The organism is Streptomyces sp. NPDC002884, from assembly GCF_040295245.1.
Taxonomy (GTDB): domain Bacteria; phylum Actinomycetota; class Actinomycetes; order Streptomycetales; family Streptomycetaceae; genus Streptomyces.
Map to the genome: position 1 here is coordinate 56293 of NZ_JBEOVB010000025.1, position 21941 is coordinate 78233.

Below are 21941 nucleotides of genomic sequence, written 5' to 3' on the forward strand. Positions count from 1 at the left end.
CTGCCCGCGGGGGCACGGGTGGTGGCTACTCCGACGCGCGGAGCTGTTCCTCGCTCATGCCCTGGCGCCAGTACCCGACGAAGGTGATGCGGCGCCGGTCGACCCCGCGTTCCCGGACGAAGTGGCGGCGCAACGCCTTCACGCACCCCGACTCGCCCGCGATCCAGACGTACGGGTGCCCGGCGGCCGGGAGCCGGGCCTCCCGGAGGGCGTCCACGGAACTCTCCCCGACCACCCAGGTGACCTCGGCGTCCGCCGCCGTCGCCAACTCCCGCACGCTCCCGGCGTCGGACGCCTCCAGCCAGACCCGGACGCGCTGTCCGGCCGGCAGGGACTCCAGGATCGAGGCGATGGCCGGAAGGGCGGTCTCGTCGCCCCACAGCACGATCAGATCGGTGTCCGCGGGCGGCCGGAACCGGATCGCCCGGTTGTCCGCCAGGGCCGGGCCCAGCAGGACCACCCGGTCCCCGGCGCCGGCGCGCGAGGCCCACGCGGAGGCGGGCCCGGCCGGGGTGTGCAGCACGAAGTCGATGTCGATCTCGTCGGGATCGCGCCGCAGCGCGCGCAGCGTGTACGACCGCATCACGGCCCGCACGCCGTCGGGCAGTTCACGCCACGCCTGCCACCAGCCGTCCCCGAGCTCGAAGGGAACGGCCGGCACGGACTGCCCCGGGTGCGGCAGGAACAGCGACAGCGACTGGTCGCGCCCGTCGGAGAAGAAGTGCCGCAGGTCCTCCCCGGCGAAACTCACCCGCACCAGAGAGGGGCCGAGCCGCCGAGTCCGTACGACCTGGAGGGAGAAGAACCGGAAGGGCGCGACAACGGCGGTGGTCACGGGGGTGCTCCTGTAGCTGTGGGGAGGGGTGGCTCACCTGCTCCTCGGGGGCCGCCGGGTCGCGGGGCCGCATCGATGTGCGGCCCCGCCGCGCGGGCGCGACCGGCCACGACGAGCCCGCGGTTCACCCGGGACCGAAGCCACCCGTGGGTCAGGAAACCTTCTTCGCCTTCTCGAGCGCCTCGGCGAGGTTCTCGAGCAGCGGCACACACTTCGCGTACGAAAGGATCGGCTCCGGCGAGCGCGAGATGACCTGACCGGCCTTCACTGCGGGCAGCTTCTTCCAGGTCGCCTCGGTGATGTCGGCAGGCTGGATCGTCGAGGAACGGTCGTCCATCATGATGATGTCGGCCGCGTACTTGTCGACGTTCTCCCAGCTCAGCGACTCGTACCAGCCGCCACCCTCCGCCTTCGCGCTCTCCGGCGGCTCGATGAAGTTCACGCCGAGGGCCTTGAAGTACTCCAGGTCGATGGAGAGGTTGGTGCCGGAGACGTAGAAGAGCGCCTCGCTCGCGGAACCGGCCAGCACCTTGATCTCGGGCTTGGCCTTGGCGGCGGCGCGCAGCCGGGCGGCCGCGTCCTCGAACTTCTTCTTCGCGTCGGTGACCGCGGCCGCGGTCATGTCCGCGCCGAGCGACTCGGCCAGCTCCCACATGCGCTGGAGCGGAGCGGTCAGCTGACGGTCGTAGACGGAGACGCCGACGCTCGGGGCGAGCTTGGCGATCTTGTCCTTGGAGGCCTCGGGGACGTACCAGAGGGTGCCGGCGTTGTCGAACATCGTGGAGATGAGCACGTCGGGGGCGAGGGCCGCGTACTTCTCGACGTTGAACTCGTCCCAGACGTTGCCGATGACGGTCACCTTGGTGACGTCCATGTCGCCGGCCTGGACGTCGGCCTTGCCCGCGGCGGTCGTGGTCGGGCCGAAGACGCCCTTGACCTGGATGCCGTAGTCGTAGAGGGCGGCGCCGACGCCGGTGAAGGCGACGATGTTCGCGGGTGTCCCGTCGAGCTTCACCGTGGTGCCGCGGTCGTCCTTGAAGGTCCAGGAACCGGACTTGGCCGAGGCGCTCGCCGACGACCGGGAGTCACTGCTGCTCGCGTCGTCGTCCCCGCAGGCGGCGAGGGCGGCACCGAGGCCCAGGGCGCCGCCGGCGGCGAGGATGCCACGGCGGGTGGGACGAGCGGCTCTGGCGTTGGACATGTGTCTGGCTACTTTCGGACGGGGCGGATCACCCGAGGACGGTTCGAACGTAGGTTAGCCTAACCTCAGCTTGTGTCCAGAGGGTGGTCGGACGCCCTCGGGGCGTGCCCGGGAGGCCGCCGTACCGGCCCGGATCGAGCGGCACGGCGGCCTCGTGTGCGCACAGGCTCCGCGCGGTCAGGCCGACTTCCGGCCGGGGCTCAGCCGGGCAGCCCCAACTCGCGCGCGATCAGCATCCGTTGCACCTCGCTCGTGCCCTCCCCGATCTCCAGGATCTTGGAGTCGCGCCACATCCGGGCCACCGGGTACTCGTTCATGAAGCCGTAGCCGCCGTGCACTTGGGTGGCGTCGCGGGCGTTGTCGACGGCGATCGTCGACGAGTAGAGCTTGGCGAGGGCCGCCTCCTTCTTGAAGGGATCGCCGGCCACCAGCCGCGAGGCCGCGTCCCGCCAGGCGAGGCGCGCCGTGTGCGCCTTCATCTCCATATCGGCGATCTTGAACTGGATGGCCTGGTTGGCCCCGATCGGACGGCCGAACGCGTGCCGTTCCTTCGCGTACTTCACCGACTCGTCCACACAGCCCTGCGCGAGGCCGGTCGCGAGCGCCGCGATGGCGACGCGCCCCTCGTCGAGGATCCGCAGGAACTGCGCGTACCCGCGGCCCTCTTCGCCCAGCAGGTTCGCCGCCGGGACCCGCACGTCCGAGAAGGACAGTTCACGGGTGTCGGAGGCGTTCCAGCCGACCTTCGAGTAGGGGCTCGCGACCGTGAAGCCCGGCGTGCCGGACGGGACGATGATCGCCGAGATCAGCGGGCGGCCGTCCGGCTTGCGGCCGGTCACCGCCGTGACCGTGACCAGCCCCGTGATGTCCGTGCCCGAGTTGGTGATGAAGCACTTGGAGCCGTTGATCACCCACTCGTCCGTCCCGGGGTCGAGCCGGGCCGTCGTACGCGTGGCGCCCGCGTCGGAGCCGCCGTCCGGCTCGGTCAGCCCGAAGGCGCCCAGGATCTCGCCGGAGCACAGCCGCGGCAGCCACTCCCGCTTCTGCTCCGGTGTCCCGAAGAGATGGATCGGCATGGCGCCCAGCGAGACGCCCGCCTCCAGGGTGATCGCCACGGACGAGTCGACGCGCGCGAGTTCCTCCAGCACGATGCCGAGGGCGAGGTAGTCGCCGCCCATGCCGCCGTGCTCCTCGGGGAACGGCAGCCCGAACAGGCCCATGCGGCCCATCTCCCGGACGATCTCGTACGGGAACTCGTGCCGCTCGTAGAAGTCACCGATCTTGGGCGCGACCACGTCGTGCGCGAACTCCTCGACAGTGCGCCGGAGTTCTTCCAGTTCGGGGGAGAGACGGTGGTCCATGTCGGGTCACTGCTCCTTGTGGGGCTCTGTGAGGGTGCCGAGTGCTCGGACGGTGCGGGAAGGGCTGGGTCGGCCCAGTCGGCCGGCCATCCACTCGCTTGTGGCGACGAGACGGCCGAGGTCCACCCCGGTGTCGATGCCGAGGCCCCGCAGCATCCACACCAGGTCCTCGGTGGCGAGATTGCCGGTGGCGGACTTGGCGTACGGGCAGCCGCCGAGACCGCCCGCCGAGGCGTCGACGGTGGTGACGCCGTGCTGGAGCGCGGCGAGGGTGTTGGCCAGTGCCTGGCCGTACGTGTCGTGGAAGTGCACGCCCAGCACGCCGGTGGGCACGCCCTGTTCGTTCAGCGCGGTGAGCAGGGCCCGGACATGGCCCGGGGTGGCCACGCCGATCGTGTCGCCCAGGCTCAGTTCGTCGCAGCCCAGGTCGAGCAGGGCCCGGCAGACCCGGACGACCTGCTCGACCGGGACCGCGCCCTCCCACGGGTCGCCGAAGCACATGGAGAGATAGCCGCGCACATGCACGTCCTGCGCCTTGGCCCGGGCCACCACCGGCTCGGACATCGCCAGCACCTCGTCCACCGTGCGGTTGAGGTTGGCCTTGGCGAAGGACTCGGTGGCACTGGCGAAGACGGCGACCCGGCGGGCGCCGAGGGAGAGCGCGCGGTCCAGGCCGCGCTCGTTCGGCACCAGCACCGGGAGCGCCACATCGAGGCCGCTCACTTGCGGGAACAGCTCCTCGGCGTCCGCGAGTTGGGGCACCCAGCCGGGATGGACGAAGCTGGTGGCCTCGATGGTGGTGAGGCCCGCGTCGGCGAGGCGGTGGACGAACTCCGCCTTGACGGCCGTCGGCACGGTCGACTTCTCGTTCTGGAGGCCGTCGCGCGGACCCACCTCGTGGATGCGCACCCGCGTGGGCAGGCCCGGGGCCGGTACGGCCATGGGAAGGGTCACCGGTCCTCCTCCGCCGGGGCGATGACGGCCAGCACCTGGTCCATGGCGACCGTCGTGCCCGGCGTCACGTCCAGTTCGGCGACCGTGCCGGCGTGCGGGGCGGAGATGACGTGTTCCATCTTCATCGCCTCGACGACGAGCAGGGACTGGCCCGCGGCCACCTCGTCGCCGACGGCGACCTTCACCACCGTGACCGTGCCGGGCATGGGCGCGGTGAGCGAGTCGGCGCCCGCGTGGGCCCCTCGGGAGAGGGACTCGGCGACCGGATCGTGATCGCGCACATTCCAGGCGTCGCCGTCCCGGCCCAGCCAGGTGCCGTCCGGCAGCGCGGCGAAGGACTGTGCGACGCCGTCGAGCCGGCAGCCGAACCGGGAGTCCGTGCCCGGCGCCGGGAGCGGGCCTCCGGCGCCCCGCAGCGGGGTGTCCGCCCCGGCCGGCAGCACCTCGGCCGTGCCGTCCGCCGTGCCGCGCACGCGGACGGTCACCGGGTCGTGTCCCGGCACCTGCAGGTGGTGTGCCGTCCAGGCCGGCTCACCGCCCAGCCGCCAGCCGTCCGCGACGGAGAAGGGGTCCACCCAGCCCGTACCGGGCGTGGGGGCGAGCGCGGCCTGGCGCAGCAGCGCGGCCGCCGCGTAGACGTCCTGCGGCACGTCGGCCGCGACGAGCGTCGGGGCCTCCCGCTCCACCAGGCCGGTGTCCAGCTCGCCGGCCACCACCGCCGGATGGGCCAGCAGCCGCCGCAGGAACCCGGCGTTGGTCTGCACGCCCAGCGTGACCGTCTCCGCGAGGGCCGCCCGGAGCCTGCGCAGCGCGGTCTCCCGGTCCGGTCCGTAGGCGATCACCTTGGACAGCATCGGGTCGTAGAGGCTGCCGACCTCGGTGCCCTCGCTCAGCCCGGAGTCGGTGCGCACGCCGTCGCCCTGGGGTTCGCGCAGCAGGAGCACCGTCCCGCCGGAGGGCAGGAACCCGCGCGCGGGGTCCTCGGCGCAGATCCGCGCCTCGACCGCGTGCCCGGTCAGCCGGACGTCGTCCTGGCCGAAGGACAGCGGCTCACCGGCGGCCACCCGCAGCTGCCACTCCACCAGGTCCAGGCCGGTGACCAGTTCGGTGACCGGGTGCTCCACCTGGAGGCGGGTGTTCATCTCCATGAAGTAGTACGAGGACGGGTCGTTGCCCGGCACGATGAACTCCACCGTGCCCGCGCCCCGGTACCCGCACGAACGCGCCGCCTGGACCGCGGCCTCGCCCATGGCCGCCCGGGTCCTGTCGTCCAGCAGGACGGAGGGCGCCTCCTCGACGATCTTCTGGTGCCGGCGCTGGAGGGAGCACTCGCGCTCGCCCAGGTGCACGACGTTCCCGTGGCCGTCGGCCAGGACCTGGATCTCGATGTGCCGGGGCCGGTCCACCCACCGCTCGACGAGGAGCGTGTCGTCCCCGAAGGAGGCGCGGGCCTCGCGGCGGGCGGCGGCGATCTCCTCCTCCAGCACGGCCAGGTCCCGCACCAGGCGCATGCCCTTGCCGCCGCCGCCGGCCGACGGCTTGAGCAGGACGGGCGCGCCCAGCTGGTGGGCCGCCTCGGCCAGTTCGGGGTCCCGGCCGCCGGGGACGACCGGCACGCCGGCCGCCTGCACGGTCTCCTTGGCCCGGATCTTGTCGCCCATCAGAGAGATGGCGTCCGCGGGCGGCCCGATGAAGACCAGCCCGGCGTCGGCGCAGGCGCGCGCGAAGCCGGCGTTCTCCGCGAGGAAGCCGTAGCCGGGGTGGACCGCCTGGGCGCCGGTGCGGGCGGCCGCGGCGAGCAGCCGCTCCACCGACAGATAGCTCTCGGCCGCCGGCGGCGGACCGATGTGCACGGCCGTGTCCGCCTCCCGGACGTGCCGGGCGTCCGCGTCGGCGTCCGAGAAGACGGCCACCGAGCGCACCCCCAGCGCGCGCAGGGTGCGGATGACGCGGACGGCGATCTCGCCCCGGTTGGCCACAAGCACGGTGTCGAACATCAAGGCTCCCCTCCTCACATCCGGAAGACGCCGAACTGGGGTTCACCCAGAGGCGCATGGGCACAGGCGGTCAGGGCGAGGCCCAGTACCTGCCGGGTCTCCAGCGGGTCGATGACGCCGTCGTCCCAGAGCCGGGCGGTGGCGTAGTAGGCGTTGCCCTGGCGCTCGTACTGCTGCCGGACCGGTGCCTTGAAGGCTTCTTCCTCGTCCGCGGGCCACTCCTGGCCCCGCGCCTCGAGCTGGTCCCGCTTGACGGTGGCGAGGACGGAGGCGGCCTGTTCGCCGCCCATGACGGAGATCTTGGCGCCCGGCCACATCCACAGGAAGCGGGGGGAGTAGGCCCGGCCGCACATCGAGTAGTTCCCGGCGCCGTACGACCCGCCGACAACGACCGTCAGCTTCGGCACGCGCGTGCACGCGACGGCGGTCACCATCTTGGCGCCGTGCTTGGCGATGCCGCCGGCCTCGTAGTCCCGGCCGACCATGAACCCGGAGATGTTCTGGAGGAACACCAGCGGGATCCCGCGCTGGTCGCACAGCTCGATGAAGTGCGCGCCCTTCTGGGCGGACTCGGAGAACAGGATGCCGTTGTTGGCGACGATGCCGACCGGGTGGCCGTGGATCCGGGCGAAGCCGGTGACCAGGGTCTGCCCGAACTCGGCCTTGAACTCCGCGAAGCGGGAGCCGTCGACCACGCGCGCGATGACCTCGCGCGCGTCGTAGGGGGTGCGGGAGTCGACGGGCACCGCGCCGTACAGCCCGTAGGGGTCGACCTTGGGCTCGACGGGCGCCCGCACCTCCCAGGGCAGGGGCCCGCGCGCGGGGAGCGTGCCGACGATGTTCCGGACGATGCGCAGCGCGTGCGCGTCGTCCTCCGCGAGGTGGTCGGTCACGCCGGACACCCGCGCGTGCACCTCGCCGCCGCCCAGTTCCTCCGCGGTGACGACCTCGCCGGTGGCGGCCTTCACCAGCGGGGGCCCGCCCAGGAAGATCGTGCCCTGGCCGCGGACGATGACGGCCTCGTCGCTCATGGCCGGGACGTAGGCCCCGCCGGCCGTGCACGAGCCCAGGACCGCCGCGATCTGCGGGATCCCGGCCCCGGACATCCGGGCCTGGTTGTAGAAGATCCGCCCGAAGTGCTCCCGGTCCGGGAACACCTCGTCCTGCATGGGCAGGAAGGCCCCGCCCGAGTCCACGAGATACAGGCAGGGCAGCCGGTTCTCGAGGGCGACCTCCTGGGCCCGCAGATGCTTCTTCACCGTCATCGGGTAGTACGTGCCGCCCTTGACGGTGGCGTCGTTGGCGACGATCACGCACGCGCGACCGCCGACCCGCCCGATCCCGGCGATGACCCCGGCCGCCGGGGCCTGCCCCTCGTACATGCCGTCGGCGGCGAGCGGGGCGAGCTCCAGGAAGGGCGACCCCGGATCCAGGAGGGTGTCGACCCGGTCCCGGGGCAGCAGCTTCCCGCGCGCGGTATGGCGCGCCCTCGCCTTCTCCCCACCCCCCAGCCGGGCCGCGGCCAGCTTGCCGCGCAGCTCGTCGACGAGTGCGCGGTGCGCCGCCTCGTTGGCCCGCCAGGCCTCCGACGCGGGGTCTGCCGCGCTCGTCAGCTCCGGTGCCTGCTCCATCCTTGCGGTCCCCTCACCCAGTGATCGACTGTTAATGAGCGTTAACCATTTCCTCCAGGTTAACGACCGCTAACCTCCCTGTCTAGAATTGCCCTCATGGCCACGAGAACCGACGCACCGACCCGTCGCGAGCAGATCCTCAGGGAGGCCGCGCGGCTGTTCGCCGAGCGCGGGTTCCACGGCGTGGGGGTGGACGAGATAGGCGCCGCCGTCGGCATCAGCGGGCCGGGGCTCTACCGGCACTTCCCGGGCAAGGACGCGATGCTCGCCGAACTGCTGGTCGGCATCAGCGGCCGGCTGCTGACCGGCGCGAAGCGGCGCCTCCAGGAGGCCGACGGCGTGCCGCCCGAGGCGTTCCTCGACTCGCTCGTCGAGGGCCACATCGACTTCGCCCTCGACGACCGTCCCCTGATCACCCTGCACGACCGTGAGCTGGACCGCCTCCGTGACAGCGACCGCAAGCTGGTCCGCCAGCTCCAGCGGCAGTACGTCGAACTGTGGGTGGAGGCCCTGCGTGCCGTGTATCCGGGCCTCGCCGAGCCGACCGCCCGCTCGGCGGTGCACTCCGTCTTCGGTCTGCTGAACTCCACCCCGCACCTCGGCCGGCCGGGTTCCCTGCCGGGCCGCGCGGTCACGGCGGCGCTGCTGCACCGGATGGCCAGGGGGGCCTTCGCGGCGGCCGTGGAGTGACGAGCGTTACCCCCGCCCCACCCTGGACGCTCTTCGTACTCGCCGGTACGGTTGTTCTCTGAGCAAGCGCTTAGCCAATGGGTGGCAGCCATCATTCGAGCACCCCGACGGCGAGCAACCACATCCGCGAGAGCGGCGCCGGCTTAGGCGCAGAGAGGGGCCGGCGGTGCGCCGTACGGTGTTCAACGAGGACCACGAGGCGTTCCGGGAGACTCTCCGGGCCTTCATCGAGGCCGAGGTCGTTCCCGTCTACGACGAGTGGTTCGCGGCCGGCCAGGCGCCGCGCGACTTCTACTACAAGCTCGCCGAGCTCGGCGTCTTCGGCATCCGCGTCGACGAGGAGTACGGCGGCGCCGGCATCGACTCGTACAAGTTCGAGGCCGTGCTGTACGAGGAGACCGCCCGCGCGGGCGTCTCCTTCGGCGGTTCCGGTGTCCACGTGCTGCTCGGTCTGCCGTACCTCAAGCTGCTCGCCACCGACGAGCAGAAGAAGCGCTTCCTGCCGAAGTTCGTCTCCGGCGAGGAGATGTGGGCGATCGCGATGACCGAGCCGGGCACCGGCTCCGACCTCGCGGGCATGAAGAGCACCGCCAAGCTCTCCGAGGACGGCACGCACTACGTCCTCAACGGCTCCAAGACCTTCATCACCGGTGGCGTGCACGCCGACCGCATGATCGTCTGCGCCCGCACCTCCGCGCCCACCGCCGAGGACCGCCGTCACGGCATCTCCCTCTTCGTGGTGGACACCAAGGCCGAGGGCTACTCGGTCGGCCGCAAGCTGGACAAGCTCGGCCTGAAGACCTCCGACACCGCCGAGCTGGCGTTCGTCGACGTCAAGGTGCCCGTCGAGGACCTGCTCGGCGAGGAGAACAAGGGCTTCTACTACCTCGGCCACAACCTCGCCTCCGAGCGCTGGGGCATCGCCTACGGTGCGTACGCGCAGGCCAAGGCCGCCGTCCGGTTCGCCAAGCAGTACGTGCAGGAGCGCGTGGTCTTCGGCAAGCCGGTCGCGCACTTCCAGAACACCAAGTTCGAGCTGGCCGCCTGCCAGGCCGAGGTGGACGCGGCCGAGGCCGTCGCCGACCGCGCCACGGAGGCCCTGGACGCGGGCGAGCTGACCCCGGCCGAGGCCGCCAGCGCCAAGCTGTTCTGCACCGAGGTCGCCCACCGGGTGATCGACCGCTGCCTCCAGCTGCACGGCGGCTACGGCTTCATGAACGAGTACCCGATCGCCCGCCTGTACGCGGACAACCGCGTCAACCGCATCTACGGCGGCACCAGCGAGATCATGAAGTCGATCATCGCCAAGGACATGGGCCTGTAAGGCCCGGGAAACCTCAGGAAATCACTGGCGGGTACAACTGTCTCCCATGAGCCAGGCACTACAGGATCTCCTCGATCTGCTCGACATCGAGCAGATCGAGGAGAACATCTTCCGCGGCCGGTCCCGCTCCGCCGTCGTCCCGCGGGTCTTCGGCGGGCAGGTCGCGGCGCAGGCGCTGGTCGCCGCCGGACGGACGGTCCCCGAGGACCGTCTCGCCCACTCCCTGCACGCGTACTTCCTGCGCATGGGGGACCCTGGCGCGCCCATCGTCTACACGGTCGACCGGATGAACGACGGCCGGTCCTTCACCGCGCGCCGCGTCGTCGCCGTCCAGCACGGACAGCCGATCTTCGCGCTGTCCGCCTCCTTCCAGCGGTACGAGGAGGGCTTCGAACACCAGGCCCCGATGCCGCCGGCCCCGGACCCGGCCACGCTGCCGACCTCCGAGGAACGGCTGCGCGGCTACGCGCACCTCGATCCCGAGGTCGTCGAGCGGTTCCTGGAGGCCCGCGAGGCGGTCGACCTGCGCTACGTCGACGAGCCGCCCTACGGCCGGTACGGCGCACCGCGCGAACCGCACTCCCAGGTCTGGTTCCGCGCCAACGGCAAGCTGGCCGACGACCCTCTCCTGCACGTCGTCCTCGCCACCTACGTCTCCGACATGACGCTCCTGGACTCGGTCCTGCTCGCGCACGGGCGCGGCGGCTGGGCGGTCGGTGACGTGGTGGGGGCGTCCCTGGACCACGCGATGTGGTTCCACCGCCCGTTCCGCGCCGACGAATGGCTCCTCTACGACCAGGAGTCGCCGTCCGCGCACGGCGGCCGGGGCCTCGGCCAGGCCCGCATCTACACCCAGGACGGCCGGCTCGCCGTCTCGGTGATCCAGGAGGGCGTGGTCCGCGCCCCGCGGGGCGGCTGAGCACCCGGCGCCGCACGCGCGCGGGCGGCGCCCCTGCCGGGAGGACCTCGCCCAGGACGGGACCTAGTCGGTCAGTCCCGCCGCGGCCAGCAGATAGGCCGTCATCACGTCGTAGTGACGCGGGCTGACGACGTGGTCGTCGAGCGGGACCGCCACCTGGACGGTGCCCTCCGACTCGGCGATGAACAGCGCCGGGTCGTTGCAGTCGGCGTACCCCACGGAGTCGACGCCGTGCTGCCCGGCGTAGCCCGCCCAGCCGTGGTCGGCGACGACCAGGTCGGGCAGCGGCCGGCCCTCGCGTTCGAGCGCGGTGAGGATGGCCTTCATCGGCTCGCCCGAGTGGGTGTGCCAGAGGGTGGCGCCGTGTTCCAGAACCGCCACGTCGGCCAGCTGCCAGACGTACCCCTCGTCCGTCTGGAGCCCTTCCGGGATGACGACGATCTCGCAGCCGGCCGCGCGCAGGGCGGCGGCGGTGGCGCGGTGCACGTCGAGGAGGCCGCCCGGGTGGCCGGTGGCGAAGAGGACCCGCTGCTGTCCCTCGGCAGCCTTGCGCAGCCGGGCAGCGAGCCGGTCCAGGCCGTCGACCGTCAGCTCGGGGTCGATGGTGTCCTGGCCGTAGCGGTACTCGGCGTCGTCGTTCACGCCGACCCGCTCCGCCATCACCGCGAGCACGTCCTGCTCGTCGGTCCAGCGGTCGCCGAGCTCCAGGCCGAGCCAGAAGTTGCGGACACCGTTCGCGAGCTGGCGGTAGTGGGAGAGGTTGTTCTCGCGGGGCGTGGCGACGTCCCCGGCGATACGGGTTCTGACGAGGTGGTCGACGAGTTCGGCGCGGCTGGGCGTCCCGGGTATCGGCATGGTTTCCATTGTGGGGCAGCGGACTGTGCGCGTCTGCGCTGTTCCGGACGCTGGGACACGCGTCACTCACCGTTGTGCGAGCGAGAACCACAGCTCCATCCGGACGTCCGGATCGTCCAGGTCCGTCCCCAACAGGGCGGCGCAGCGGGCGATCCGCTGCCGCACGGTGTTGCGGTGCACGGCCAGGGCCACCGCCGTACGGTCCCAACTGCCGTGCAGGGAGAGCCAGGTGCGCAGCGTCTCGATGAGCGCGGTGCTCGCGCCGCTCGCCTCGATCGGGGCGAGCACCGCCCGGGCGTGGGCGCGGGCCGTGTCCTCGGGCACCAGGTCCAGCAGCCCGCCCCCGGAGCCGTGGCGGACGAGTGCCGTGCGGGTGGCGCGGGCCCGGGCCAGCGCCCGGGCCGCCTGCGCGTCGGCGGCGGGCCAGTCGGCGGGCGCCGCGTCCGCGCTGACGCCGAGGATCCAGCCCGGCTGCGGCCGCGGCGCGGCGCCGGCCGGGACGAGGACCCGCACGACGTCGTGCGCGAGGTCGACCAGCGGTGAGCCGAGACCGGTGCCGAGCGCGGCGGCCGCCACCGGGAGGTAGGGGTCCCCCCGCTCGGGCGAAGCCGGGAGCGGGGGGATCCGGTCGTCCGGCCGGGCGTGCACGACGAGCCACCGCTCGCCTCCCAGCAGCGGGGCCACCTCGGCGGGCGCGGCCCCCAGCAGCAGCCGTACGAGCGCCGACGAGCGGGCCGCTCCCGAGCCGCTCTGGTGTTCGCCGGTGAGGAGGGAGAGCAGGACGGCGGCGACGGAGGCGATGGTGTGGTCGCCGGGGTCCCGCCGGGGCGCCGCCACCCCGAGCACGAACCCCCGGCCGGCCCCGAGCGCGTAGGCGGCGAGATGGACCCCGTCGGGGGTGGTGTCGCTGGCGGTGGCGGAGGCGCGGGAGAGGAGGAGGCGGGCGAGCCCGGCGAGGGGGACGTCCGTCGCGGACGTCTGTCCCGCCCCCGCGATCTCCGTCCCCTCCGGCCCGTACAGCACCGCGCGCCCCCCGACCCGCTGGGCGAGCTGCCGCAGGACGGACGGGACCGGGTCAGGGCGGGAGGCGGCGGCCGCGAGGCTCTGCTGGGCCTCCGTGACCCGGCGCAGCTCGGCGGTGCGGGCCCGCTCCAACAGCTGCCAGACCGCGCGGGCCACGGCCGAGAACGTCGTCTGCGGTGGCACCTCCAGGAGGGGCAGCCCGTACGCGTCGCAGGCGGCGACCAGCGCCCCGGGCACGGTGTCGTGCACCGGCGCGACCCCGAACCCGAGGGCCGCGCCGCCCGCCTCGACGATCCGCGAGACGTAGTCCTCGAAGTAGTCCCCGGGTCTCGGCCCCGTTCGGCCGGGGGCGACTCCGGCCGAGCCGGCGGCCTCCGGGATGTGCACGCCCGCCGTGAGCAGCAGCTCGCCGCCCAGCAGATACGGATAGGGGTCGGCCATCTCCGAGGTGTGCGCCCCGTGCAGCACGGTGCCGGGCTCGGCGGGACCGGCGATCTGCCGCAGGGCGAGGTCCTCGCGGGCCAGCAGGGCGGCGAGGGGGACCGATGGGGTGGGGGGTACGGCGGGCTCCGGCACTATGGACGTTTCCTCCACTGGGCGCGGTTCGAGTGGATGAAACTTACACTTCCAGGGTGCTTTTCGGCCACCTAGGGTCAACTCCCGAACCACCTCAGCCATCAAGAAGGGTGGGCCCCGTGGCCGTCGACTACACCGTGATCGCCGTCTATCTGGCCGGCATGCTGGCCATGGGCTGGTGGGGCATGCGCCGCGCCCGCTCGAAGAGCGAGTTTTTGGTCGCGGGGCGTCGCCTCGGGCCCGTCATGTACTCCGGCACCATGGCGGCGATCGTCCTGGGCGGCGCGTCCACCATCGGCGGCGTGGGCCTGGGATACCAGTACGGGCTGTCCGGCGCGTGGATGGTGTTCACCATCGGCCTGGGCCTGCTCGCCCTCTCCGTCTTCTTCTCGGCCCGCATCGCCCGGCTCAAGGTCTACACGGTCTCCGAGATGCTGGACCTGCGCTACGGCGGCCGGGCCGGCGTGATCTCGGGCGTGGTGATGTGGGCGTACACCCTGATGCTCGCCGTGACGTCGACCATCGCGTACGCCACCATCTTCGACGTCCTCTTCGACATGAACAGGACCGTCGCGATCATCCTCGGCGGCTCGATCGTCGTCGCGTACTCGACGCTCGGCGGCATGTGGTCGATCACCCTCACCGACATGGTGCAGTTCGTGGTGAAGACGATCGGCGTGCTCCTCCTGCTGCTGCCGATCGCGGTCGTCAAGGCGGGCGGCTTCAGCGAGATGAAGGCGAAGCTGCCGACCGGGTACTTCGACCCGCTGGGCATCGGCGGCGAGACGATCTTCACCTATGTGCTGATCTACACCTTCGGCATGCTCATCGGCCAGGACATCTGGCAGCGCGTGTTCACCGCCCGCGGCGACCGGACGGCGAAGTGGGGCGGCACGGTGGCGGGCACCTACTGCCTCGTGTACGCCCTCGCCGGCGCCGTCATCGGCACCGCGGCCAAGGTGCTCTACCCGAACCTCGCCTCCGCGGACGCCGCCTTCGCGACGATCGTCAAGGACGAACTCCCGGTCGGCGTGCGCGGGCTGGTGCTGGCCGCCGCGCTCGCCGCCGTGATGTCGACCTCGTCGGGCGCGCTGATCGCCTGCGCGACCGTCGCCAACAACGACATCTGGTCGCGGCTGCGGGGCTCCGTGAGCGCCGACGGCGAGGAACGCGACGAGGTCAGGGGCAACCGCCTGTTCATCCTCCTGATGGGCGTCGCGGTGATCGTCACGGCGATCGCCCTGAACAACGTCGTCGAGGCGCTGACGGTGGCCTACAACCTGCTTGTCGGCGGACTGCTGGTCCCCATCCTCGGCGGACTGCTCTGGAAGCGCGGCACGGTCCAGGGCGCCCTCGCCTCCGTCGTGGTCGGCGGCGTCGCGGTGATCGGCCTGATGGCCGGCTACGGCATCCTCGCCAACGAGCCGGTCTACTACGGCCTCCTCGCCTCCCTGGCCGCCTACCTCGCCGTCTCCCTGGCGACCCCGGCCACCGACCCCGCCGTACTGGCCGCCTGGCGCGAGCGGCTGGCCGGCCGGACCCCCGAGGCGGCCGGAACCTCGCCTGTTCCGGTGTCCCAGTAGAGTCGTACGAGAAGTAGTACATACGCGATGAAGCGTAAGAAAGAGAGCATTTGACCATGAGTGGCAACGAGACGCCCCGCGGCCCCGTCGACTCCTCCCGCATCCCGCGGTACGCGGGCCCCGCGACCTTCGCCCGGCTGCCCCGCCTCGACGAGGTGGGCCGCGCCGACGTCGCCGTGGTGGGCGTGCCGTTCGACTCGGGTGTCTCGTACCGGCCGGGCGCCCGCTTCGGCGGCAACGCGATCCGCGAGGCGTCCCGGCTGCTGCGGCCGTACAACCCGGCGCAGGACGCCTCCCCGTTCGCCCTCGCGCAGGTCGCGGACGCCGGTGACATCGCGGCGAACCCGTTCAACATCCACGAGGCCGTGGAGACGATCGAGGCGGCGGCCGACGACCTGCTCGGCACCGGAGCCCGCCTGATGACCCTCGGCGGCGACCACACCATCGCGCTGCCGCTGCTGCGCTCGGTCGCGAAGAAGCACGGCCCGGTGGCCCTGCTCCACTTCGACGCGCACCTCGACACCTGGGACACGTACTTCGGCGCGGAGTACACCCACGGCACCCCGTTCCGCCGGGCCGTGGAGGAGGGCATCCTCGACACCGAGGCCCTCTCCCACGTCGGCACCCGCGGCCCGCTGTACGGCAAGCAGGACCTGACCGACGACGAGAAGCTCGGCTTCGGCATCGTCACCTCGGCGGACGTGTACCGGCGCGGCGCCGACGAGATCGCCGACCAGCTGCGTCAGCGCATCGGCGACCGCCCCCTCTACATCTCCATCGACATCGACTGCCTCGACCCGGCGCACGCCCCCGGCACCGGGACCCCGGAGGCGGGCGGCATGACCTCGCGCGAGCTCCTGGAGATCCTGCGGGGCCTGGCCTCCTGCAACCTGGTCTCGGCGGACGTCGTCGAGGTGGCCCCCGCGTACGATCACGCGGAGATCACGTCGGTGGCCGCGTCCCACACGGCGTACGAACTGACCACGATCATGTCCCGACAGATTGCCGAGGCTCGCGCGAAGTGACTCACGACCACGACCTGGTGCTTCGGCCGACTCAGGCGCAGACCGCCGCTGCGCTGAACCCTCCCGCCGGCCGCAACGGCGGAGACCTGGTCGTGGAGACGCTGGCCGGGCTCGGCGCGACCACCGTCTTCGGACTGCCCGGCCAGCACGCGCTCGGCATGTTCGACGCGCTGCGCCGCTCCTCGCTGCGGTACATCGGCCTGCGGGTGGAGAACAACGCGGGGTTCGCCGCGGACGCGTACGGCAGGATCACCGGCGAGGCGGCCCCGCTGCTGCTCTCGACGGGCCCGGGCGCGCTCACCTCGCTCGCGGCGCTCCAGGAGGCCGCGGCCGCCTCGGCGCCGGTGCTGGCGATCAGCAGTCAGATCCCGACGGCCGGCCTGGGCGGCGGCCGCCACGGCTATCTGCACGAACTGCCCGACCAGGCGGCCTCGTTCCGCGGTGTGGTGAAGTCGGTCCACAGCGTCCGCACCCAGTCACAGATCCCGTCGGCGATCGAGGCGGCCTGGAAGTCCGCGCTGACCGTGCCGCACGGCCCGGTGTGGGTGGAGATCCCGCAGGACGTGCTCCTGGCGCAGACGCTGATCCCGGTGGTGACCGGCGGCGACGCCTTCCCCGAAGAGCTGCCGCCGCGCCCCGAACTGACCGCCGTGGCAGCCGATCTGCTGTCGAAGGCGGCCCGTCCGGCGATCATCGCGGGCGGCGGGGTCGTACGGTCGGACGCCTCCGGCAAGCTGAAGCAGCTGGCGGAGGCGTTGCAGGCCCCGGTGGTCACCACGCCCGGCGGCAAGGGGGCGTTCCCCTGGACGCACCCGCTCTCGCTCCAGTCCTGGATCGAGGACCGTCACACCACGGACTTCCTGGAGGACGCGGACGTCCTCCTGGTCGTCGGCTCGGGGCTCGGCGAACTCTCCTCGAACTACCACACGTTCAAGCCCCGGGGCCGGGTCGTCCAGATCGAGGCGGACCTCGGCAAGCTGGAGTCGAACCATCCGGCGCTCGGCATCCACGCGGACGCGCGACTGGCGTTGCAGGCGCTGCTGGAGACGGTGGAGCCGGTGGAGCCGGTGGTGGAGCGGGCCCGTCCGGGGGCCGCCGAGCGCGTGCGTGAGGTCCTCGCCAAGGTCGCCGACCGTATCGCCGCCCAGGAACTCACCCTGGAACAGGAGGTGCTGGCGTCGGTCCGCAGGGCGCTGCCGGCCGACTCCCCGTCCTTCTGGGACATGACGATCCTCGCGTACTGGGCCTGGTCGGCCTTCGACGCGAAGGGCCCCAACCACATGCACTCGGCCCAGGGCGCGGGCGGCCTGGGCTACGGCTTCCCGGCGGCGCTGGGCGCGGCGGCGGCCGACCCGACCCGCCCGGTGCTCGCGGTGTCGGGCGACGGCGGCGCGCTGTACTCGATCGCGGAGCTGGCGACGGCCAGGCAGTACGACCTGAACGTCACCTGGCTGATCGTCGACGACGGCGGCTACGGCATCCTGCGCGAGTACATGACCGACGCCTTCGGCGAGCCCACGGCCACCGAACTGACCCGCCCGGACTACGTGGCCCTGGCCGAGTCCTTCGGGGTGCCGGGGGTGCGGACGTCCCCGGAGACCCTGGAGGCGGACCTGGCGAAGGCGTTGTCCACGCCCGGCCCCTCGGTGGTCCTCCTCCCGGCGGTGCTGCGGATGTTCGCGGCGACGCATCTCTCCTAGCCGCGGCCGGTCGCCGGGTTGATACGGTCGCGCCATGTCCGAAGCACACGGATCACCCGGCCCCGTCACCGCCGACGACGTGCAGGAAGCGGTCCGGTCGGCGGTGGCCGTCCTGCGGGCGGCCGAGGCGGCCGACTGGGACGCCAGGGCCGGTTCCCTGGACTGGAGCTGCTGGGAGACCGTCGAGCATCTGGCCGACGACCTGTTCGCCTACGCCGCCCAACTGGGCCCGCGGGGCGCGACGTCGGACACCGAGGTGCCCTTCGTGTGGCGTGCGGAGCGACCCGGTGCGCCGGCGAACGTGATCTTCGCGGACCGTACGGCCGGGCCGGCCGGGCTCGCTCAGGTGCTGGAGGCCTGCGGGGCGCTGCTGACCGCTATGGTGCGGACGGCACCGGCGGGCGTCCGGGCGCATCACGTCTTCGGGGCCGCCGACCCCGAGGGGTTCGCCGCCATGGGGGTCGTCGAGACGCTGGTGCATCTGCACGACGTCGCCGAGGGGCTCGGGGTCCCGTGGGAGCCGGACCCCGCACTGTGCGACCGGGTGCTGACGAGGCTCTTCCCGGACGCCCCCGCCGCCCCCGCCGCCAGTGCCGGACCCGCCGCCCCTGCCGGACCGGCCGCACCCGCCGGATCCGACCGGTGGGCCACCCTGCTGTGGGCCACCGGCCGGGGAGAGATCCCGGGGCACGCGCGCCTCACGCGATGGCGCTGGCACGGCGCTCCCCGCGGCGAGCGGTAGGGCTGGGCTCGGCAGGCACACGGGCACGCCGTCCGAGCACGTCGTCCGGGCACTCCGGGCGGGCTGCCCGTGAACGCCGAAAGGGACCGAACCCCCTTGGAATCAAGGGAAGTCCGGCCCCTTCACGGTCGCGCTCCAGCTGCTACCAGATCGCCTCGACCCACTCCGGGTGGTCGATGAACGGGTTGCGGTTGTGCTGGTAGGTGTCGTAGATGACCTGGTTGCGCTTCTCCTCGAAGGCGCTCGGCGGGTCCGCCTCGTTCCACGCCTTGAGGACGGAGAGCTTGCCCATGTAGGGGTTGCTGCCGTTGCCGACCTTCTCGTTGGGCTCCAGGTTGGCGAAGCCGTCGTCACCCTCGTAGCGCACGGCCATGTACAGGATCATGCGGGCCACGTCGCCCCGGTCCGCGGCGCGCGGCGCGAAGGAGTCGGAGTCGACGGTGCTGCCGCCGCCGTTGGTGACCGCGCTGCCGCCGTTGTCGAAGTCCAGGTTGCCGCGGATGCTGTTGACCTGGACGTCCGCGGGACGCAGGTGGTGCAGGTCCGTGCCCGGACCGGTCACCTCGCCGAAGTCGCCGTGGGACTTGGCCCAGGTGTGCTCGCGGTTCCAGTCGCCGACGTCACCGCCGTTGAGGGACTTGCTGCGCGAGACACCGCTGTACAGCAGGATCACGTTGCTGCTGTTGTTCGGGTCCTGGTCGGTGGCCTTCAGGGCGTCCCAGACCGCGGAGTACGAGATCTTCGTCTGGCTGCTGATGATCGTGTGCAGCGAGGACTTCAGGCTCGTACCCGTTTTGCCGACCGCGTTCTTGTAGTACGTCGAGTCGTATGCCGTCGTGGTCGCCGCGGCGGGGGTCGCGGTGAGCGCGGGCGCGGTGAGACCGACCAGGACGGCAGTGGTGGCAAGCGCCACCGACTTCCATCGGCGTATGCGTGTCGCCAGCATGTGGGGTGTCCGATCTACGCGGGTTGATTGGAGGCGGCAATCGGGAGAGTGACATGCACATGCGGTCATGGCAATGAATCTGACATGTCTATCAGGTGACAGGAACCGGCAAATTGCCCCTTGTCTACGCGAGTTGAACGCGCTTTCTCACGCCGAAACGGCCCCCGACCGTCATGTCGGGGGCCGTTCCGTTCCGTTGGGCCGTGGCGGTCAGCTCACGTCCGAGGCGTCCAGTCGGTAGACCGTCGACTGGTTGCTCTGCGCCGAGGTGTCCGTGCCCGAGGCGTCCGATCCGGAGGTCCCGGAGCCGGACCCGGACGCGGTGCCCGAGCCGGACGCGGAGCTCGCCGTCGAGCTGTAGGCGCTCTCCTTCACCGCCGTGCCGTTCTTCTGCACCCAGGCGGTGATCTCCTGGTTCAGGCTGCTGTTGCCGCCCATACCGCCGCCGCCGAGCTGGATGTAGTGCAGCTCGCCCTTCTTCACCAGCTCCTTGAGCTTGGCGAGGGTCATCGCCTGGTCGCTGCCGGTGAAGCCCCACATGGAGATGACGGGCTTGCCGCTGCTGAGGATCATCTGGCCCGCGCTCTGCGAGTTGGAGACCGCGATCAGCCAGGTGGCGCCGTCCTGGTGCTTCTCCAGGTACGAGATGAGCTCGCTGTCGGCGCCGCCCGTGCCGCCACCGCCCATGCCGCCGCCACCCGTACCGCCGCCGGGCCCCCCGCCGGTGCCGCCGCCCGGAGCCGTGCCGCTCTCGCCGCCGGCCTGGGCGCCGCCGGGGAACTCCCCGTTCGCGCCGCCCTGTTGGCCGCTCTGGCCGCCGCTCGGCGCGCCGCTGGGGGCGCCACCGCCCTGCGGGAGTTCGCCGTTGCCGCCGCCCGGCGTCATCTGGCCGCCCCCGCCGCCCGGGAACTCGCCGTTCGCCTGGCCGCCCTGCTGCGTGCCGCCGGGCGCCTGGCCACCGGGACCGCCGTTGCCGCCGCCGCCCCGGCCACCGCCGCCGCCGGGACCGCCCATGCCGCCACCCGTGGACGGACCCGCGGTCGGGTTGGTGCCGCCCATCATGCCGCTGGAAGAACCGAACGCGGGCGAGGCGGCGTACGCCGTCGGACCGGCGAGGGCCGCCACGATCGCCGCGGCGACGGACGCGCCGAGCAGCCGGACCGCGGTGCCGGAGCTCGCGGACCGCAGGACGAACAGGCCCACGATCGCGAGGACCATGACCACGCCGACGGCCGGCCACAGCCAGGTGTTCCAGCCGGTGGCGCGCCGCAGCAGCACGATCGCCCAGCCGCCGGTGACCGCGAGCCCCACGGGCAGCACCCACGACCAGCGGGCGTCACCGCCGCGCAGGGCGCGCCACAGCATGACGCCGCCGCCCCCGCACAGCGCCGCGATGCCCGGGGCGAGCGCGGTCGTGTAGTACGGGTGCATGGTGCCCTCGGCCATGGCGAAGGTCAGGTAGTGCAGCACCAGCCAGCCGCCCCACAGCACCAGGGCGGCGCGGATCGGGTCGGTGCGCGGGGCCCGGCCGCGCAGCACCAGGCCGGCGACGAGCGCGAGGCCCGCGAAGGGGATCAGCCAGGAGATCTGGCCGCCGAGGACGTCGTTGAACATCCGGCCGATGCCCGCGGTTCCGGCGAAGGAGCCACCGCCTCCGCCGCCCCCGCCGTTGCCCTCGCCGCCGAGGACGCGGCCCAGGCCGTTGTAGCCCATGATCAGGTCCCAGGCGCTGCCGTCGGTCGAACCGCCGATGTACGGCCGGTCGTCGGCGGGCACCAGGGACACGGCCGTCGCCCACCAGAAACTGGCGACGGCCAGTGCCACGGCGGCCAGCGCCAGGTTCACGGCCTTCTTCTTCCAGCCGAGCCGCGACGCGAACAGGTAGACGGCGAAGACGGCGGGCAGGGCGATGTAGCCCTGGAGCATCTTGGTGTTGAAGGCGAGCCCGAAGCAGGCCGCGGAGCCGAGGAGCGGCAGCAGCCGGTCGTCGCGCGTGGCGCGCAGCGCGAGAGCGGCGCCCGCCACCATCAGCAGCACCAGGATCGTGTCGGGGTTGTTGTCGCGGTTGATGGCGACGGTGATCGGCGTCAGCGCGAGCACGAGGGCCGCGACGGCGGCGGCCGCGTGGCCGAAGACCCGCTTCACGGACGAGTGCAGGATCCAGATCGTGCCCAGCGCCGCCGCCACCTCCGGCAGCATCATCTGCCAGGTGCCGAAACCGAAGATCCGGCAGGACAGGCCCATGATCATGAGCGCGAACGGCGGCTTGTCGACGGTGATGAAGTTCCCGGCGTCCAGCGAGCCGAAGAACCACGCCTTCCAGCTCTGCGTACCGCTGTAGATCGCGGAGCTGTAGAAGCTGTTGAGGCTCGACCCGGACAGGTTCCAGGAGTAGAGCACCGCCGCCAGGACCATGATCGCGATCAGCGCGGGCAGCGACCAGCGCGGCGCCCTGTCCGGCGGGGGTGCCGGGGGAGCCGTCTCGGAGGCCGTCGGCGGCGGCCGGTCCGCGGACACGGCGGGGGGCACGGTCGGGTGGGGGAGGGGATCGGTGGCAGATGTCACCCTGCGCATGCTGT

The 21941-nt window shown here is 72.3% G+C and carries 17 protein-coding genes; 7 read left to right on the forward strand and 10 right to left on the reverse strand.

Features of this window, described 5'->3' with window-relative positions:
* Positions 1–25: 25 nt before the first annotated feature.
* From ABT070_RS33840 to ABT070_RS33865, 6 genes are all read right to left on the reverse strand, one after another.
* A complete protein-coding gene (locus ABT070_RS33840) occupies positions 26–835 on the reverse strand; it encodes a siderophore-interacting protein (protein ID WP_351766357.1) in 810 nt (269 codons plus the stop codon).
* A 151-nt stretch (positions 836–986) separates the two neighbouring features.
* Positions 987–2036, reverse strand: a complete 1050-nt coding sequence (locus ABT070_RS33845) for an ABC transporter substrate-binding protein (protein WP_351766358.1) — start codon at positions 2034–2036, stop codon at positions 987–989.
* A 200-nt stretch (positions 2037–2236) separates the two neighbouring features.
* Positions 2237–3397 carry an acyl-CoA dehydrogenase family protein gene (locus ABT070_RS33850; RefSeq protein WP_351766359.1) on the reverse strand — a complete coding sequence of 387 codons (1161 nt, stop codon included), beginning with the start codon at positions 3395–3397 and terminating at the stop codon, positions 2237–2239.
* A gap of 6 nt (positions 3398–3403) precedes the next feature.
* A complete protein-coding gene (locus ABT070_RS33855; RefSeq protein ID WP_351766461.1) occupies positions 3404–4339 on the reverse strand; it encodes a hydroxymethylglutaryl-CoA lyase in 936 nt (311 codons plus the stop codon).
* 8 nt (positions 4340–4347) lie between these two features.
* Entirely contained in the window at positions 4348–6348 is a 2001-nt protein-coding gene (locus ABT070_RS33860) for an acetyl/propionyl/methylcrotonyl-CoA carboxylase subunit alpha (protein ID WP_351766360.1), read from the reverse strand.
* 14 nt (positions 6349–6362) lie between these two features.
* The gene (locus tag ABT070_RS33865) at positions 6363–7979 is read right to left on the reverse strand and encodes a carboxyl transferase domain-containing protein (protein WP_351766362.1); all 1617 of its coding nucleotides are present in this window, start codon (positions 7977–7979) and stop codon (positions 6363–6365) included.
* 96 nt (positions 7980–8075) lie between these two features.
* Between ABT070_RS33865 and ABT070_RS33870 the strand changes: the two genes are divergently transcribed.
* The 3 genes from ABT070_RS33870 (at position 8076) to ABT070_RS33880 (ending at position 10912) form a co-directional block, all read left to right on the forward strand.
* The gene (locus ABT070_RS33870; RefSeq protein WP_351766363.1) at positions 8076–8669 is read left to right on the forward strand and encodes an SACE_7040 family transcriptional regulator; all 594 of its coding nucleotides are present in this window, start codon (positions 8076–8078) and stop codon (positions 8667–8669) included.
* A 166-nt stretch (positions 8670–8835) separates the two neighbouring features.
* Entirely contained in the window at positions 8836–9993 is a 1158-nt protein-coding gene (locus ABT070_RS33875) for an acyl-CoA dehydrogenase family protein (RefSeq protein WP_171397439.1), read from the forward strand.
* 46 nt (positions 9994–10039) lie between these two features.
* Entirely contained in the window at positions 10040–10912 is an 873-nt protein-coding gene (locus ABT070_RS33880; protein WP_351766365.1) for an acyl-CoA thioesterase, read from the forward strand.
* 63 nt (positions 10913–10975) lie between these two features.
* Here ABT070_RS33880 and ABT070_RS33885 read toward each other — a convergent pair whose 3' ends face one another.
* A complete protein-coding gene (locus tag ABT070_RS33885) occupies positions 10976–11767 on the reverse strand; it encodes a phosphatase (protein ID WP_351766366.1) in 792 nt (263 codons plus the stop codon).
* A 66-nt stretch (positions 11768–11833) separates the two neighbouring features.
* Positions 11834–13366: a PucR family transcriptional regulator gene (locus ABT070_RS33890; protein WP_351766367.1), complete on the reverse strand. Its 1533-nt coding sequence runs from the start codon at positions 13364–13366 to the stop codon at positions 11834–11836.
* Between the two features lie 119 nt (positions 13367–13485).
* On the opposite strand from ABT070_RS33890, the gene ABT070_RS33895 reads away from it, so the two are divergent.
* From ABT070_RS33895 to ABT070_RS33910, 4 genes are read left to right on the forward strand one after another with little or no spacing between them, the layout of a single operon-like run.
* The gene (locus ABT070_RS33895; RefSeq protein WP_351766368.1) at positions 13486–14949 is read left to right on the forward strand and encodes a sodium:solute symporter family protein; all 1464 of its coding nucleotides are present in this window, start codon (positions 13486–13488) and stop codon (positions 14947–14949) included.
* Positions 14950–15005: 56 nt separating this feature from the next.
* A complete protein-coding gene (speB, locus tag ABT070_RS33900; RefSeq protein WP_351766369.1) occupies positions 15006–15974 on the forward strand; it encodes an agmatinase in 969 nt (322 codons plus the stop codon).
* Complete coding sequence (locus ABT070_RS33905) at positions 15971–17674, forward strand: thiamine pyrophosphate-binding protein (protein WP_351766371.1); 1704 nt, start codon at positions 15971–15973, stop codon at positions 17672–17674. The genes speB and ABT070_RS33905 overlap by 4 nt, the downstream gene beginning before the upstream one ends.
* Before the next feature lie 34 nt (positions 17675–17708).
* Complete coding sequence (locus ABT070_RS33910; RefSeq protein ID WP_351766372.1) at positions 17709–18416, forward strand: DinB family protein; 708 nt, start codon at positions 17709–17711, stop codon at positions 18414–18416.
* A gap of 142 nt (positions 18417–18558) precedes the next feature.
* Here ABT070_RS33910 and ABT070_RS33915 read toward each other — a convergent pair whose 3' ends face one another.
* A complete protein-coding gene (locus tag ABT070_RS33915; protein ID WP_351766374.1) occupies positions 18559–19362 on the reverse strand; it encodes an endonuclease I family protein in 804 nt (267 codons plus the stop codon).
* Positions 19363–19572: 210 nt separating this feature from the next.
* On the reverse strand, positions 19573–21927 hold the full coding sequence (locus ABT070_RS33920; protein WP_351766376.1) for a mannosyltransferase YkcB-related protein: 2355 nt from the start codon (positions 21925–21927) through the stop codon (positions 19573–19575).
* Between the last annotated feature and the right edge of the window lie 14 nt (positions 21928–21941).

Bases quoted from the DNA above. Each gene is read 5' to 3' on its own strand.
- ABT070_RS33865 (WP_351766362.1), bottom strand. From the start codon at position 7,979: ATGGAGCAGGCACCGGAGCTGACGAGCGCGGCAGACCCCGCGTCGGAG.
- ABT070_RS33845 (WP_351766358.1), bottom strand. From the start codon at position 2,036: ATGTCCAACGCCAGAGCCGCTCGTCCCACCCGCCGTGGCATCCTCGCC.
- ABT070_RS33860 (WP_351766360.1), bottom strand. From the start codon at position 6,348: ATGTTCGACACCGTGCTTGTGGCCAACCGGGGCGAGATCGCCGTCCGC.
- speB (WP_351766369.1), top strand. From the start codon at position 15,006: ATGAGTGGCAACGAGACGCCCCGCGGCCCCGTCGACTCCTCCCGCATC.
- ABT070_RS33870 (WP_351766363.1), top strand. From the start codon at position 8,076: ATGGCCACGAGAACCGACGCACCGACCCGTCGCGAGCAGATCCTCAGG.
- ABT070_RS33910 (WP_351766372.1), top strand. From the start codon at position 17,709: ATGTCCGAAGCACACGGATCACCCGGCCCCGTCACCGCCGACGACGTG.
- ABT070_RS33850 (WP_351766359.1), bottom strand. From the start codon at position 3,397: ATGGACCACCGTCTCTCCCCCGAACTGGAAGAACTCCGGCGCACTGTC.
- ABT070_RS33885 (WP_351766366.1), bottom strand. From the start codon at position 11,767: ATGCCGATACCCGGGACGCCCAGCCGCGCCGAACTCGTCGACCACCTC.
- ABT070_RS33855 (WP_351766461.1), bottom strand. From the start codon at position 4,339: ATGGCCGTACCGGCCCCGGGCCTGCCCACGCGGGTGCGCATCCACGAG.
- ABT070_RS33915 (WP_351766374.1), bottom strand. From the start codon at position 19,362: ATGCTGGCGACACGCATACGCCGATGGAAGTCGGTGGCGCTTGCCACC.
- ABT070_RS33880 (WP_351766365.1), top strand. From the start codon at position 10,040: ATGAGCCAGGCACTACAGGATCTCCTCGATCTGCTCGACATCGAGCAG.